A 16090-nucleotide genomic window follows, 5' to 3' on the forward strand; every position below is an offset into this window, starting at 1 on the left:
GAGCTCTCCCATGTCGAACGAAGACAAGCTCCGGTACTTCCTCAAGCGCGTCACGGCCGACCTGGACGCGGCGCACGAGAAGCTCCGCAGGATCGAGGAGTCCGACACCGAGCCGATCGCCATCGTGGCGATGGGCTGCCGCTACCCCGGCGGGGTCCGCACCCCGGAGGACCTGTGGGACCTCGTCGCCGAGGAGCGCGACGAGATCTCCGGCTTCCCCACCGACCGCGGCTGGGACCTGGCGGGCCTCTACGACCCGGACCCCGAGCGCCGGGGCACCTCCTACACCCGCGAGGGCGGCTTCCTGCACGAGGCCGCCGAGTTCGACCCGGCGTTCTTCGGCATCTCCCCGCGCGAGGCCATGGCCACCGACCCGCAGCAGCGCATGCTGCTGGAGGTGTCCTGGGAGGCCTTCGAGCGGGCGGGCATCGACCCGTCCGGGCTCGGCGGCAGCCGCACCGGGGTCTACGTCGGCGTGATGTACAACGACTACGCCTCGCGCATGCACACCGTGCCCGAGGCGTTCGAGGGCAGCATCGTCAACGGCTCGGCGGCCAGTATCGCCTCCGGCCGGGTGTCCTATGTGTTCGGTCTTGAGGGCCCGGCGGTCACGGTGGACACCGCGTGCTCGTCGTCGCTGGTCGGCGTGCACCTGGCGGTGCGGGCGCTGCGGGCGGGCGAGTGCTCGCTGGCGCTGGCGGGCGGGGTGACGGTGATGGCCACGCCGGGGCTGTTCGTGGAGTTCTCCCGGCAGCGCGGGCTCGCCCCGGACGGGCGCTGCAAGTCCTTCGCCGGGGCGGCCGACGGCACCGGCTGGTCGGAGGGCGTGGGGATGCTGCTGCTGGAGAAGCTCTCCGACGCACGCCGCAACGGCCGCCGGGTGCTGGGCGTCATCCGCGGGTCGGCGGTCAACCAGGACGGCGCGAGCAGCGGGCTGACCGCGCCGAACGGGCCCTCGCAGCAGCGGGTGATCCGCGCGGCGCTGGCGGGGGCGAAGCTCAGCGCCCGCGACGTCGACGCCGTGGAGGCGCACGGCACCGGCACCCGTCTCGGCGACCCGATCGAGGCCCAGGCGCTGCTGGCCACCTACGGCCAGGACCGCGGCGAGGACCCGCTGTGGCTGGGCTCGATCAAGTCCAACATCGGGCACTCGCAGGCCGCCGCCGGGGTCGCCGGGATCATCAAGATGGTCATGGCGATGCGCCACGGCGTGCTGCCCAGGACCCTGCACGTGGACGAGCCGACGCCGCACGTGGACTGGGAGGCGGGCGCGGTGTCGCTGCTGACCGAGTCCCGCCCCTGGCCGGAGACCGGCCGCCCGCGCCGGGCCGGGGTCTCCTCGTTCGGCGTCAGCGGGACCAACGCGCACGTGATCGTCGAGCAGGCGCCCGCCGAGGAGCCCGCCGCCGATGCCGTTCCCGCCCCCGCGTCCGTCGCGTGGGTGCTGTCGGGCCGAAGTGACGCGGCGTTGCGCGAACAGGCCGTCCGGCTGCGCGAGTACGCCGCGTCGCGGCCGGGAGTGGGCGTGGTGGAGATCGGCGCGTCGCTGGCCCGTGCCCGCGCGGTGCACGACCACCGCGCCGTCGTGGTCGGCGCGGACCGGGACGCGCTGCTCGCCGGGTTGCAGGCCCTCTCGGACGGCGCGGAGCCGGTCGGGGCGCGGGTGGCTTCCGGTGTCGCGGCCGGTGAGCCGCGGGTGGTGTTCGTGTTCCCGGGGCAGGGGTCGCAGTGGGCGGGCATGGCGGGAGAATTGCTGGAGTCCTCGCCGGTGTTCGCCGAGCGGTTCGGCGAGTGTGAGGCGGCGTTGCGGCCGTGGGTCGACTGGTCGGTCCGCGAGGCCGTGACCAGTGCTGATCCGGCCGCGCTCGACCGCGTGGATGTGGTGCAGCCCGCGTTGTTCGCGATGATGGTGTCGCTGGCGGCGGTGTGGCGCTCCCACGGTGTCGAACCCGCCGCCGTGATCGGGCACTCGCAGGGGGAGATCGCCGCGGCGGTGGTGTCGGGGGCGCTGTCGCTGGCCGACGGCGCGCGCCTGGTGGCGCTGCGGTCGCGGGCGATCGCCGAGCACCTGGCCGGGCCGGGCGGGATGCTGTCGGTGGCGGCCTCCGCCGAGCAGGTCGAGGCGTGGATCGCCCGCGACGGCGTGTCCGTCGCGGTGGCCGCGGTCAACGGCCCGGCGTCGGTGGTGGTGTCCGGCGACGGCGCGGCACTGGACGCATGGGCGTCTACATTAGACTTAGCCGGCGTTCGGGTACGGCGGATCGCGGTGGACTACGCCTCGCATTCTCCCGCCGTGGAGGGCATCCGGGAGCAGGTCCTGGCCGCCGCCGACGGCGTGCGGCCCCAGGCGCCCCGGATTCCGTTCCACTCGACGGTGACCGGCGACTGGGTCGACTCCGCGCGCCTGGACGCGTCCTACTGGTTCGCGAACCTGCGCGAGCCGGTGCGCTTCGCCGAGGGCGTCGAGGCGCTGCTGCGCCAGGGCCACACCGCGTTCGTCGAGGTCAGCCCGCACCCGGTGCTGGCCATCGGGATCGAGCAGACCGGCGAGGCGGCCGGGACCGACGTCGCCGTGATCGGCACCCTGCGCCGCGACGACGGCGGGGCGCAGCGGCTCTTGGCCGCCGCGGGCGAGCTGTTCGCCGCGGGCGGGGCACTCGACTGGGCCGGGCTGTTCCCCGCCCTGCCCGCCGTCGACCTGCCCACCTACCCGTTCCAGCGGCAGCGCTACTGGCTCGACGTGCCCGCCAGGACCGGCGACGTCACCGCGGCCGGCCTCACCGCCGCCGACCACCCGCTGCTCGGCGCGGCCGTCGCCCTCGCCGACGGCGACGGGCTGCTGTTCACCGGCAGGCTGTCGGCGGCCACCCACCCGTGGCTGGCCGACCACGCCGTCGCGGGCACCGCGATCCTGCCCGCCACCGCCTTCCTCGAACTCGCCTTCCACACCAGCCACCACCTCGGTTTCCACCAGGGTTTCCACCAGGTCGAGGACCTGGCGCTGGAGGCCCCGCTGGTGCTGGCCGCCGACGCCGCCGCCGTCGTGCAGGTGGCCGTCGGCGCGCCGGACGACTCCGGGCGCCGCTCGGTCGCGGTGCACTCCCAGCCCGCCGACGCCGCCTTCGACGACCCGTGGACCCGGCACGCCGCGGGCGTGCTCGCCCCGAGGCCCCCGGCGTCCGTCGCCGCGTCCGCCCAGGGTTCGTCCGCCCAGGGTTCGTCCGCCCAGTGGCCGTCCGCCCAGTGGCCGCCTGCCGGCGCCGAGCCGGTCGACCTGACCGGGCTCTACGGACGCCTCGCCGACGTCGGCTTCGCCTACGGCCCGGCGTTCCAGGGCCTGCGCGCGGTGTGGCGGCGCGGCGCGGAGGTGTTCGCCGAGGTCGCGCTGCCGGAGGAGCACCGGGCCGAGGCCGCTGCCTACGGCCTGCACCCGGCGCTGCTCGACGCCGCGCTGCACGCCGTCGCGCTGCGCATGGCCGACCCGGACGCCACCGACGCGCCGCGCAGCCTGCCCTTCGCCTGGAACCGGGTCGACCTGCACGCCACGGGCGCCACCGACCTGCGGGTGCGCCTGCTGCCCGGCGACGGGGACGCCGTCTCGATCGAGGCCACCGACGCAGGCGGCGGCCCGGTGGTGTCGGTCGGCGCGCTCGCCATCCGCCCGCTGGAGGACGACCAGCTCCGCGCCGCGTCCGCGCGCGGCGGGCTCTACCGCGTCGAGTGGACCGAGGTCGCCGAGGCAGCGGGGTCCACCGCGGACTGGATCACCGTGGGTGACGGCGGGCAGCATCCCGACTTCGCCGCGCTGGCAACGAGCCTGGCCGACGGCGCACCCGTTCCGCCGGTCGTGGTCGCCGTCGCGCCGGCCGGCGCGCCCGCCGAGGTCGTGTCCGCGGTGCTGGCCACCGCTCAGCGGTGGCTGGCCGACGAGCGCTTCGCCGACGGCCGCCTGCTGGTGGTGACCCGCGAGGCGGCCACCGTCCGCCCCGGGGAGGCCGTGGACCCGGCGCAGGCCGCGGCCTGGGGCCTGCTGCGCTCGGCGCAGTCGGAGAACCCCGGCCGGATCACCCTGCTGGACCGCGACGGGCACGACGACCTCGCCGCCCTCGCCGCCGCCACTGCCGAGTCCACTGAGGACCAGCTCGCCGTCCGGAACGGCGCGCTGTTCGCGCCGCGCCTGGCGAAGGCCCAGCCCACCGCCTTCGACGGGCTCGCCCCCGAGGGCACCGTGCTGATCACCGGTGGCACCGGGGCGATCGGCGCGGCCGTCGCCGGGCACCTGGCGCGCGCGCACGGCGTGCGCCACCTGCTGCTGCTGAGCCGCACCGGCCCGGACGCCCCCGGCGCGGCCGACCTGGTGGCGGAGCTGGCCGACCTCGGCGCGAGCGCCACCGTCGTGGCCTGCGACGCCGCCGACCGCGACGCGCTCGCCGCCGTGCTCGCCGACGTCCCCGCCGCGCACCCGCTGACCGCGGTCGTGCACTCGGCGGGCGTGCTGGACGACGGCGTCATCGCCGCGCTGACCCCGCAGCGGGTCGAGCGGGTGTTCCGGCCCAAGGTCGAGGCCGCCCTCGCCCTGCACGAGCTGACCCGCGAGCTGGACCTGGCCGCGTTCGTGCTGTTCTCCTCGGCCGCGGCCACCCTCGGCGCGCCGGGGCAGGGCAACTACGCCGCCGCCAACGCCCACCTCGACGCCCTCGCCGCGCACCGCCGCGCCCTCGGCCTGCCCGCCGTGGCGCTGGCCTGGGGCTTCTGGGCCGAGCGCGGCGGCATGACCGGGCACCTGGACGACGCCGACCTGCGGCGGATGGCCCGCGGCGGGATCACGCCGCTGGAGTCCGCCGACGCCCTCGCCCTGTTCGACGCCGCCCTGGCCGCCGATGACGCCGCGGTGCTGCCCATGGGGCTCGACGTCGCCGCGCTGCGTGCCTCGATCGGCGCGGGCCCCGTCCCGTCGCTGCTGCGCGGGCTGGTGCGCGCGCGGGCCCGCTCGGCGGCGGGACCGGCGCGCGAGTCCTCGGCGTTCGCCGCCCGGCTCGCCGTGCTGACCCGCGACGAGCAGGACCGCGCGCTGCTGGACCTCATCCGCGCGCAGGTCGCGGGCGTGCTCGGGCACGGCTCGGTGGACGCCGTCGCCGAGCGGCGCTCCTTCAAGGACTTGGGCTTCGACTCGCTGACCGCCGTCGAGCTGCGCAACCGGCTCGCCGCGGCCACCGGTCTGCGGCTGCCCGCGACCCTGGTGTTCGACCACCCCAGCGCCGAGGCGCTCGCCGGGCGGCTGCGCGCCGGCCTGCTCGACACCGCCCCCGCCGCCCCGGTGGCCGCGTCGTCCGCCGCGGCGGACGAGCCGATCGCCATCGTCGCGATGGGCTGCCGCTACCCGGGCGGGGTGCGCACGCCGGAGGACCTGTGGCGGGTGGTCGCCGAGGGCGGCGACGCCACCACCGACTTCCCCGCCGACCGCGGCTGGGACGTCGAGGCGCTGCACGACCCGGACGCCGAGACCCGCGGCACCAGCTACACCCGACGGGGCGGCTTCCTGCACGACGCGGCCGAGTTCGACCCGGGGTTCTTCGGGATCTCGCCGCGTGAGGCGTTGGCGATGGATCCGCAGCAGCGGTTGCTGCTGGAGGTGTCGTGGGAGGTGTTCGAGCGGGCCGGGATCGACCCGGATTCCCTGCGCGGCAGCCCGACCGGCGTGTTCGCCGGGGTCATGTACCGCGACTACGCCGACCGGCCCGGCGAGGTGTCCGAGGACGTCGAGGGCTTCCTCGGCATGGGCAACTCGGCGAGCGTGCTCTCCGGCCGGGTGTCCTATGTGTTCGGCCTGGAGGGACCGGCGGTCACGGTGGACACGGCGTGCTCGTCGTCGCTGGTGGGCATCCACCTCGCGGCGCAGGCGCTGCGGTCGGGGGAGTGCTCGCTGGCGCTGGCGGGCGGGGTGACCGTGATGGCCACGCCGGGGCTGTTCATCGACTTCTCGCGCCAGCGCGGCCTGTCCCCGGACGGGCGCTGCAAGGCGTTCGCGGGCGCGGCCGACGGCGCGGGCTTCGCCGAGGGCGTCGGCGTGGTGCTGCTGGAGCGGCTCTCCGACGCGCTGCGCAACGGCCACCAGGTGCTGGGGCTGGTCCGCGGGTCGGCGGTGAACCAGGACGGGGCGTCCAACGGGCTCTCCGCCCCGAACGGGCCCTCGCAGCAGCGGGTCATCCGCGCCGCGCTGGCCGCGGGCGGCCTGGCCCCCCGCGACGTCGACGCCGTCGAGGCGCACGGCACCGGCACCACGCTCGGCGACCCGATCGAGGCGCAGGCGCTGCTGGCGACCTACGGGCAGGACCGCGACGAGCCGCTGCGGCTCGGGTCGGTCAAGTCCAACATCGGCCACACCCAGGCCGCCGCGGGCGTCGCCGGGGTCATCAAGATGGTGATGGCGATGCGCCACGGCGTGCTGCCCAGGACCCTGCACATCGACGAGCCCACCCCGCACGTGGACTGGACCGAGGGCGCGGTGTCGCTGCTCACCGAGGACACCGCCTGGCCGGAGACGGGCCGCCCGCGCCGGGCCGGGGTGTCCTCGTTCGGCGTCAGCGGGACCAACGCGCATGTGATCGTGGAGCAGGCTCCCCCGGCCGAGTCCCCGGCCGCGCCCGCCGAGGTCGTCGGCGGCGTCGTGCCGTGGGTGCTCTCCGCGCGCGGCGACGCCGCGCTGCGGGCGCGGGCCGAGCAGGTGGCGGACTTCGCGCGGCGCAACCCCGAGGTCGCCGCCGCCGACATCGGCGCGGCCCTGGCCGGTGCGCGCGCCGCGCACGAGCACCGCGCCGTCGTCGTCGGCTCCACCCGCGAGGACCTGCTCGACGGCCTGGCCGCAGTGGTGTCGGCAGGCTCGGACACGGCGGCGGTGGCGGGTGCGCCGCGCGTGGTGTGGGTGTTCCCCGGGCAGGGGGCGCAGTGGACGGGCATGGCCCGCGAGCTGCTGGCGTCCTCGCCCGCCTTCGCCGAGCGGCTCGCCGAGTGCGAGCTGGCGCTGCGGCCGTGGGTGTCCTGGTCGCTGCGCGAGGTGGTCACCGCCGAGGACCCGGCGGCGCTGGAGCCGGTCGACGTCGTGCAGCCCGCGCTGTTCTCGGTCATGGTGTCGCTGGCCGCCGCCTGGCGGGCGCTGGGCGTCGAGCCCGCGGCGGTGATCGGGCACTCGCAGGGCGAGATCGCCGCGGCCGTGGTGTCCGGCGCGCTGTCGCTGGCCGACGGCGCGCGGGTGGTGGCGCTGCGGTCGCGGGCGATCGCCGAGCACCTGGCCGGGCCGGGCGGGATGCTGTCGGTCGCGGCGGGCGTGGACGAGGTCCGCTCGTGGCTGGCCCGCGACGGGGCGGACCTGGCCGTCGCGGCCGTCAACGGGCCCGCGTCGGTGGTGGTCTCCGGCGACGGCGCGGCGCTGGACGCGTGGGCGTCCACTCTGGACGCCCAGGGTGTCCGGGTGCGGCGGATCGCGGTGGACTACGCCTCGCACTCCCCGGCGGTGGAGGGCATCCGGGAGCAGGTTCTCGCCGCCGCCGAGGACATCTCGCCGGTCGCGGCGGCGACCCCCTTCTACTCCACTGTGGTCGCTGGCTGGCTGGACACCGAGCGCATGGGCGCGGACTACTGGTTCCAGAACCTGCGCGAGCGGGTGCGCTTCGCCGAGGGCGTCGACGCCCTGGTGCGCGAGGGATTCACCGCGTTCGCGGAGATCAGCCCGCACCCGGTGCTCACCACCAGCGTCGAGCAGGCGGGCGAGGCGGCGGGCGTCGCGCTGACCGTCGCGGGCAGCCTGCGCCGCGACGACGGCGGAGCCGCCCGGCTGCTGACCTCGGCGGGCGAGCTGTTCGCCGCCGGGGTCGCGGTGGACTGGGCCGGGCAGTTCAGCGGCGGTGTCCGCCTCGACCTGCCCACCTACCCGTTCCAGCGGCAGCGCTACTGGCTGGAGGGCGGCGCGGGCACGGCGGACGTGTCCTCGGCCGGTCTGGGCAGCGCCGAGCACCCGCTGCTGGGCGCGGTGGTCGGCCTCGCCGACGGCGACGGCCTGCTGTTCACCGGGCGGCTGTCGGTGGCCACGCACCCGTGGCTGGCCGACCACACCGTGGACGGTGTCATCCAGCTGCCCGCGACGGTGTTCCTGGAACTCGCGGCACGGGCGGGCGCGCACGTCGAGCGGCTGTCCGTGGACACCCCGCTGGTGCTGCCCGAGCAGGGCGCGGTGCTGGTGCAGATGGTGGCCGAGGCCCCCGACGCCGCGGGCCGCCGCGCGCTGCGGCTGCACGCCCGCGACGCCGACGCCGAGGGCGGGTGGACGCGGCACGCCACCGCCGTGGTCGCCGACGTGCTCCCGGCCGCGGGCTTCGACCTGGCCGAGTGGCCGCCCGCCGACGCCGAGCCGCTGGACGCCGAGGACCTCTACGAGCGCTACGCCGAGGCCGGGCTCCGGCACGGGCAGGCGTTCCAGGGACTGACCACGGCGTGGCGGCGCGGTCAGGAGGTCTTCGCCGAAGTCTGCCTCCCGGACGACCTGCACGGCGACGCCGCCGCCTTCGGCCTGCACCCCGCGCTGCTGGACGCCGCGCTGCACGCCACCGGTCTCGCGGCGCCGGAGGCCGTCGCGGAGCGGCGGCTGCCGGCGGCGTTCACCGGTGTCTCCCGCTACGCCGAGGGAGCCGCGCACCTGCGGGTCCGCTGGACGCCGACCCCGCACGGCGAGGTCGCCGTCGCGGTAGCCGACGGCACCGGCGCGCCGGTCGCCCGCCTCGACGCGGTCACCCTGCGCCCGGCCCAGGCGGGCGCGGGCCCGGCCCGGCGGGGCTCGCTGTTCACCGTCAACTGGATCGACCTGCCCGCCTCGCCCGCCCCGGAGTCAGGCGAGTGGGCCGTGCTGGGCGCGGAGGGCAGCCAGGACGCCGGCGCCGTCGCCGAGGCCATCACCACGGCGGGCAGGCAGGTGCTGGGCTGGGGCGAGCTGGCCGACGCGCCGGAGTCCGACGTCCCCGCCGTGGTCATCGCACCATTCCTGTCCGATGTGGACTCTCTCGGCGCCCCGGGGGACGTGGTCGGCGCGGCGCGCGCGGTGACCCACCGCGCGCTGGAGCTGGTGCAGCGGTGGCTGGCCGACGACCGCTTCGCCGAGTCCCGCCTGGTGCTGCTCACCCGGGGCGCGGTGGACGCCGGCGACGGACTGGGCGTCGACGGGCTGGCCGCCGCCCCCGTGTGGGGCCTGCTGCGCTCGGCGCAGTCGGAGAACCCGGGCCGCTTCACCCTCGTCGACCTCGACCCCGCCGGAACCACCACGGGTCTGGTCGAGGCCGTGGCCTGCGGTGAGCCGCAGGTGGCCGCCCGAGCGGGGGGAACGCGCGTGCCGCGCCTGGTCCGCCGCGACCCGGAGCCCGCGAGCGGGCCGCTGTTCCGGGCGGGCGGCACGGTGCTGCTCACCGGCGCGACCGGCGGCCTCGGCGCGCTGCTGGCCCGCCACCTGGTCACCGAGCACGGGGTGCGGCACCTGCTGCTGACCAGCCGCAGCGGCCCGCAGGCCCCCGGCGCGGACGCCCTGGTGGCCGAGCTGGCCGAGCTGGGCGCGGAGGTGTCCCTGGCGGCCTGCGACGCCGCCGACCGCGACGCGGTCGCGGCGCTGCTGGCCGCCGTGCCCGCCGAGCACCCGCTGACCGGTGTCGTGCACACCGCGGGCGTGGTGGACGACGGCGTCATCGAGGCGCTGACCCCCGAGCGGGTGGACCGCGTCCTGCGCCCGAAGGTCGACGCGGCGTGGACGCTGCACGAGCTGACCGCCGAGGCCGACCTGAGCGCCTTCGTGCTGTTCTCCTCCTACTCCGGCACCCTCGGCAACCCCGGCCAGGGCAGCTACGCCGCGGCGAACACCTTCCTCAACGCCCTCGCCGAGCACCGGCGCGCCCAGGGGCTTCCGGCGCACGCGCTGGCGTGGGGCCTGTGGGCCGAGCGCAGCGGGATGACCGGCGCGCTGGACGAGGTCGACCTGCGGCGCATCTCCCGCGCCGGCGTCGGCCCGCTGTCCTCCGCCGACGGCCTGGCGCTGTTCGACGCCGCGGTGGCCGACGCGCCCGCCGTGGTCGCCGCGGTGCGCCTTGACCTGCCGGGCCTGCGGGCGCAGGCCAAGGCCGGGCTGGTGCCGCCGATGCTGCACGGCCTGGTCAAGGTCGCGGCCCGGCGCAGCGCGGCGGGGCGCTCGGGCGGGGACTCGGCGCTGGTCAGGCGCCTGCTCGGGCTCGCACCCGATGAGCAGGTCCGGGCGCTGGTCGAGGTGGTGCGCAGCGAGGCCGCCGCCGTGCTCGGGCACGCCGCGCCGGACGCGATCGCCGCGGGCCGGGCGTTCCGCGAGGTCGGCTTCGACTCGCTGACCGCCGTCGAGCTGCGCAACCGCCTCACCCGCGCCACCGGGCTCAAGCTGCCCACCACCGCGGTCTTCGACTACCCCACCCCGACCGCGCTGGCCGGGCACGTGCGCGACGAGCTGCTGGGCGCCCGCGACACCGGGCCGAAGCGCCAAGCCGCCGCCGCCACCGACGACGAGCCCATCGCCATCGTGGCGATGTCCTGCCGCTTCCCCGGCGGCGTGCGCTCGCCGGAGGACTACTGGGAGCTGGTGGCCAACGGTGGCGACGCCATGTCCGGCTTCCCGACCGACCGCGGCTGGGACCCCGACGGCGCGTTCGACCCGGACCCGACCCGCTCGGGCACGACCTACGTGCGCGAGGGCGGCTTCGTCCACGACTCCGACGAGTTCGACGCGGCCTTCTTCGGCATCTCCCCGCGCGAGGCGCTGGCCATGGACCCGCAGCAGCGGGTGCTGCTGGAGGCCTCGTGGGAGGTCTTCGAGCGCGCGGGCATCGACCCGGCGACCCTGCACGGCAGCCAGACCGGGGTGTTCGTCGGCTCCAACGGCCAGGACTACTCCGCGCTGCCGGTTCCCGAGGACCTGGAGATCTACCTGCTGACCAGCCGCGCGGCGAGCGTGGTCTCCGGCCGGGTGTCCTATGTGTTCGGTCTGGAGGGTCCGGCGGTCACGGTGGACACGGCGTGCTCGTCGTCGCTGGTGGCCACCCACCTGGCCGTGCAGTCGCTGCGCAGCGGCGAGTGCTCGCTGGCGGTGGCAGGCGGCGTGGTCGTGATGTCCACGATGAACGCCTTCATCGAGTTCAGCCGCCAGGGCGTGCTCGCCCCGGACGCGCGCTGCAAGCCCTTCGCCGAGGCCGCCGACGGCACCGGCTGGTCCGAGGGCGTGGGCGTGCTGCTGCTGGAGCGGCTCTCCGACGCCCGCCGCAACGGCCACCGCGTGCTCGCGGTGATCCGCGGCTCGGCGATCAACCAGGACGGCGCGTCCAACGGCATCTCCGCTCCCAACGGCCCCTCCCAGCAGCGGGTGGTGCGCGCGGCGCTGGCCAACGCGCGGCTGGAGCCCGGCGAGGTCGACGCCGTCGAGGCGCACGGCACCGGCACCAAGCTCGGCGACCCGATCGAGGCGCAGGCGCTGCTGGCCACCTACGGCCAGGACCGGCCCGACGACGAGCCGCTGTACCTGGGCTCGGTGAAGTCCAACATCGGCCACTCGCAGGGCGCTTCCGGTGTGGCCGGGCTGATCAAGATGGTGATGGCGATCCGCGACGGGCGGCTGCCCGGGACCCTGCACGTGGACAAGCCGACGTCGCACGTGGACTGGGACTCCGGCGCGGTGGAGCTGCTGACCGAGACCATCGACTGGCCCGAGCGCGGCCGTCCGCGCCGGGCGGGGGTGTCGTCCTTCGGCGTCAGCGGGACCAACGCGCACGTCATCGTGGAGCAGGCGCCCGCCGAGCCGCCGATCGTGTCCGAAGAGGACGCAGGAGGGGGAAGCGGCGCTCTGCCGTGGGTGCTCTCGGCCAAGAGCGGGCCCGCGCTGCGGGCGCAGGCCGAGCGGCTGGCGGAGTTCGTCCGGGAGAACCCGGCCCTGCGGCCCGCCGACGTCGGCGCGGCCCTGGCCACGGCCCGCGCCGCGCACGAGCACCGCGCCGTCGCCGTGGGCGCGACCCGCGAGGAGCTGCTGAGCGGCCTCGACGCGCTGGCCACCGGGGTCGGCGGGCCGGGCGCGGTCTTCGGCGGCGGAGCCGATGAGGTCGCCAGGGTCGTGTGGGTGTTCCCCGGGCAGGGCTCGCAGTGGCCGGGCATGGCCCGCGAACTGCTGGCGTCCTCGCCCGCCTTCGCCGAGCGCTTCGCCGAGTGCGAGCGGGCGCTGGCCGAGTGGACCGACTGGTCGCTGCGCGAGGCGGTCACCGCCGAGGACCCCGGCGCGCTCGACCGGGTCGACGTCGTGCAGCCCGCGCTGTTCGCGGTGATGGTGTCGCTGGCCGCGCTCTGGCGCTCCTCCGGGGTCGAGCCCGCGGCGGTGATCGGGCATTCGCAGGGCGAGATCGCCGCGGCGGTGGTCAGCGGCGCGCTGTCGCTGGCCGACGGTGCGCGCGTGGTGGCGCTGCGCTCGCGGGCGATCGCCGAGCACCTGGCCGGGCCCGGCGGGATGCTGTCGGTGGGCGCGTCGGTGGAGCGGGTCGAGGAGTGGATCGCCCGCGATGGGGTGGCGGTGGCCGTGGCCGCGGTCAACAGCCCGGCGTCGGTGGTGGTCTCCGGCGACGGCGCGGCGCTGGACGCGTGGGCGTCCACTCTGGACGCTCAGGGCGTCCGGGTGCGCCGGATCGCGGTGGACTACGCCTCGCACTCCCCGGCCGTGGAGGGCATCCGGGAGCAGGTCCTCGCCGCCGCCGACGGCGTGCGGCCCCAGGCGTCGGCGGTGCCGTTCTTCTCCACCGTCACCGGCGACTGGCTCGACACCACCGGCATGGACGCCGGGTACTGGTACGACAACCTGCGCGGGCGCGTCCGCTTCGCCGACGCCACCCGGGCGCTCATCGAGCAGGGGCACCGCGCCTTCGTCGAGGTCAGCCCGCACCCGGTGCTGGCCATGGGTGTCGAGCAGACCGGCGAGGCCGCAGGCGCCGCGGTCACCGTCGTCGGCAGCCTGCGCCGCGACGACGGCGGCCCGGCGCGCATGCTCACCGCGGCGGGCGAGCTGTTCGCCGCGGGCGCGCGGGTCGACTGGGCCGGGCTGTTCCCCCGGCCCTGCGCACCGGTCGACCTGCCGACCTATCCCTTCCAGCGGCAGCGCTACTGGCTGGAGACCGCGGCGGCCGCCGCCGACGTGGCCTCGGCGGGACTGAGCGCGGCCGCGCACCCGATGCTCGGGGCCGTGGTCGAGCTGGTCGACTCCGACGGGCTGCTGTTCACCGGCAGGCTGTCGCGGGCCACCCACCCGTGGCTGGCCGACCACGCCGTCGACGGGACGGTCATCCTGCCCGGCACCGCCTACCTGGAGCTGGCCGCGCACGCCGGCGAGCACGCGGGCGCCCGCCGGGTCGAGGAACTGGCCATCGAGGCCCCGCTGCTGCTGCCGGAGAAGGGCGCCGTCACCGTCCAGGTGTGGGTCGGCGGGGCGGACCCCGCGGGCCGCCGCCGGGTCACGGTCAACTCCCGCGCCGAGGGCAGTGGCCGGGACTGGACCCGCCACGCCGACGGTGTGCTGACCGCCGGTCCCGGCGGCCGGCACAGCGCCGCCGAGGACTTGGCGCAGTGGCCGCCCGCCGGGGCGCAGGCGCTGCCGGTGGAGGACGTGTACGAGCACTTCGCCGCCAACGGCTTCCGCTACGGGCCCGCGTTCCAGGGCCTGCGGGCGCTGTGGCGGCGCGGCGCGGAGACCTTCGCCGAGGTCGTGCTGCCCGAGGCCGCCCGCGCGGGCGCGGACGCCTTCGGCGTGCACCCGGCGCTGATGGACGCCGCCCTGCACGCCTTCCCGTTCACCGACCTGCCCGGCGTGGACGACGGCCTGCTCCCCTTCGCCTGGACCGGCGCGCGGCTGCACCGCGGCGGCGCCACCCGGGTGCGGGTGCGGGTGCGGCCTGTCGGCGACGACGCGGTCGCGCTGCTCGTCGCCGACGCCGACGGCAGGCCGGTGGTCACCGTGGACGCCCTCGTGCTGCGCCCGCTCGCGGCGGGCGGCATCGGCAGGGCCAGGGTCGAGCAGCGGGACTCGCTGCACGCCGTGCGCTGGCTGCCCGGCCGGGCGGGCACAGTGACCGGAGCATCGGCCGGGACGGTGGCCGGGACCTGGGCTGTGCTGGGGACCGCGACCGGCGAGTTCGGCGCGGGCCTCGACGCGGCCGGTGTCGCCGCCGCCGAGCACGGCGACCTCGACGCCCTCGTCGCCGAACTGGACGGCGGCGCGCCCGCGCCGCGGGTCGTGCTGGCCCTCGCCGACGACACCAAGGCGAGCGAGGGGACCGAGCCCGAGCGGGTGCGCTCAGCGGTGCGCCAGGCGCTGGCGACCATGCAGCGCTGGCTGGCCGACGCCCGGTTCGCCGGGTCCACGCTGGTCTTCACCACCTACGGCGGCGTCGCCGCGCTCGACGCCGACCCCGCGCCGGACCCGGCCCAGGCCGCGGTCTGGGGGCTGGTGCGCTCGGCGCAGGCCGAGCACCCGGACCGCTTCGCGCTGCTCGACGTCGACGGCGCGGCCCGCTCCTACCGGCGGCTGCCCGCCGCGCTGGCCACCGGGGAGCCGCAGGTGGCGCTGCGCTCCGGCGAACCCCACCACCCCCGCCTCACCCGCCTCCCGGTCACCGGCGACGGCGGCGCGGGGCAGTGGGGTGGCGGCGGGACCGTGCTGATCACCGGCGGCACCGGCACGCTGGGCGCGCTGCTGGCCCGCCACCTGGTCACCGCGCGCGGCGTGCGCGACCTGGTCCTGGCCAGCCGCAGCGGCCCGGCCGCCGAGGGCGCGGACGCGCTGGCGGCCGAGCTGGGCGCGGCGGGCGCCTCGGTGCGGGTCGTCGCCTGCGACCTCGCCGACCGCGCCGCGGTGGCCGCGCTGCTCGCCGACATCTCCGACCCCACCGCCGACCCCACCGCAGGGCCGCTGACCGCCGTCGTGCACGCCACCGGCCTGCTCGACGACGGCGTCCTCGACGGCCTCACCGGCGAGCAGGTCGACCGGGTGCTGCGGGCGAAGGTGGACACCGCCGCGCACCTGGACGAGCTGACCCGCGGGCTGGACCTGGCCGAGTTCGTGCTGTTCTCGTCCTTCTCCGGCACCTTCGGCAGCGCCGGGCAGGCCAACTACGCCGCCGCGAACGCCGCGCTCGACGCGCTGGCGCAGCGGCGGCGGGCGAGCGGGCTGCCCGCGGTGTCGCTGGCCTGGGGCCTGTGGGCCGAGCTCAGCGGCATGACCGGCAAGCTCGACGGAGCCCTGATGCGGCGGATGGCCCGCGAGGGCGTCATCGCGCTGGGCACCGCCGAGGCGCTGGAGCTCTTCGACGTGGCCACCGCGCTCGACGTCGCGGTCGTGCTGCCCACCCGGCTCGACCTCGCCGCGCTGCGCGCGCAGCCGGGCGGGGTCCGGCCGCTGTTCCAGGCCCTGGTGGCGGGCGGCGGCAGGCGGGAGGCCGCGGCCGACGGCGTCGAGTCCGACGCCGCGGGCGAGCTGCGGCGCGGGCTGGCCGGGCTCGGCGCGCCCGAGCGGCAGCGGGCCGTGCTGGAGCTGGTCCTCGGCGAGGCCGCCGCGGTGCTGGGCCACCGCGACACCCAGGCCATCGGCGCGGACCGGGGCCTGCTGCAGTCCGGCTTCGACTCGCTGACCGCGGTCGAGCTGCGCAACCGGCTCGCCGCGCGCACCGGGCTGCGGCTGCCGGTCACCCTGCTCTTCGACCACCCCACGCCCGCGGCGATGGCCCGTTTCCTGCACGCCGAGCTGGCCGAGGACACCCCTGAGCCCGCGTCGCCGCTGCTGGCCGAGATCGACCAGCTGGAGTCCAGCCTGCACCAGGCCCAGCTCGCCGCCGGGCTTGACGAGGCGACGGGCGCGCGGATCACCGAACGGCTCCAGGCGCTGCTCGCCGCCTGGGCGCAGAGCGCGCGCCCGGACGCCGAGGACCTGACCGGCGCCACCGACGAGGAGATGTTCGACCTGCTCGGCAAGCGCTTCGGCATCTCATGACCCCCGACCGCTGGAAGGAATCAG

1 protein-coding gene is annotated in these 16090 nt (G+C 77.0%); it reads left to right on the forward strand.

The features are described 5' to 3' along the window. Positions 1-10: 10 nt before the first annotated feature. On the forward strand, positions 11-16066 hold the full coding sequence (locus ACFPM7_RS01505) for a type I polyketide synthase (RefSeq protein WP_378242907.1): 16056 nt from the start codon (positions 11-13) through the stop codon (positions 16064-16066). Positions 16067-16090: the final 24 nt, after the last annotated feature.

The sequence above is a fragment of the Actinokineospora guangxiensis genome, assembly GCF_042657845.1.
In the GTDB taxonomy this organism is placed as follows: Bacteria; Actinomycetota; Actinomycetes; order Mycobacteriales; family Pseudonocardiaceae; genus Actinokineospora; species Actinokineospora guangxiensis.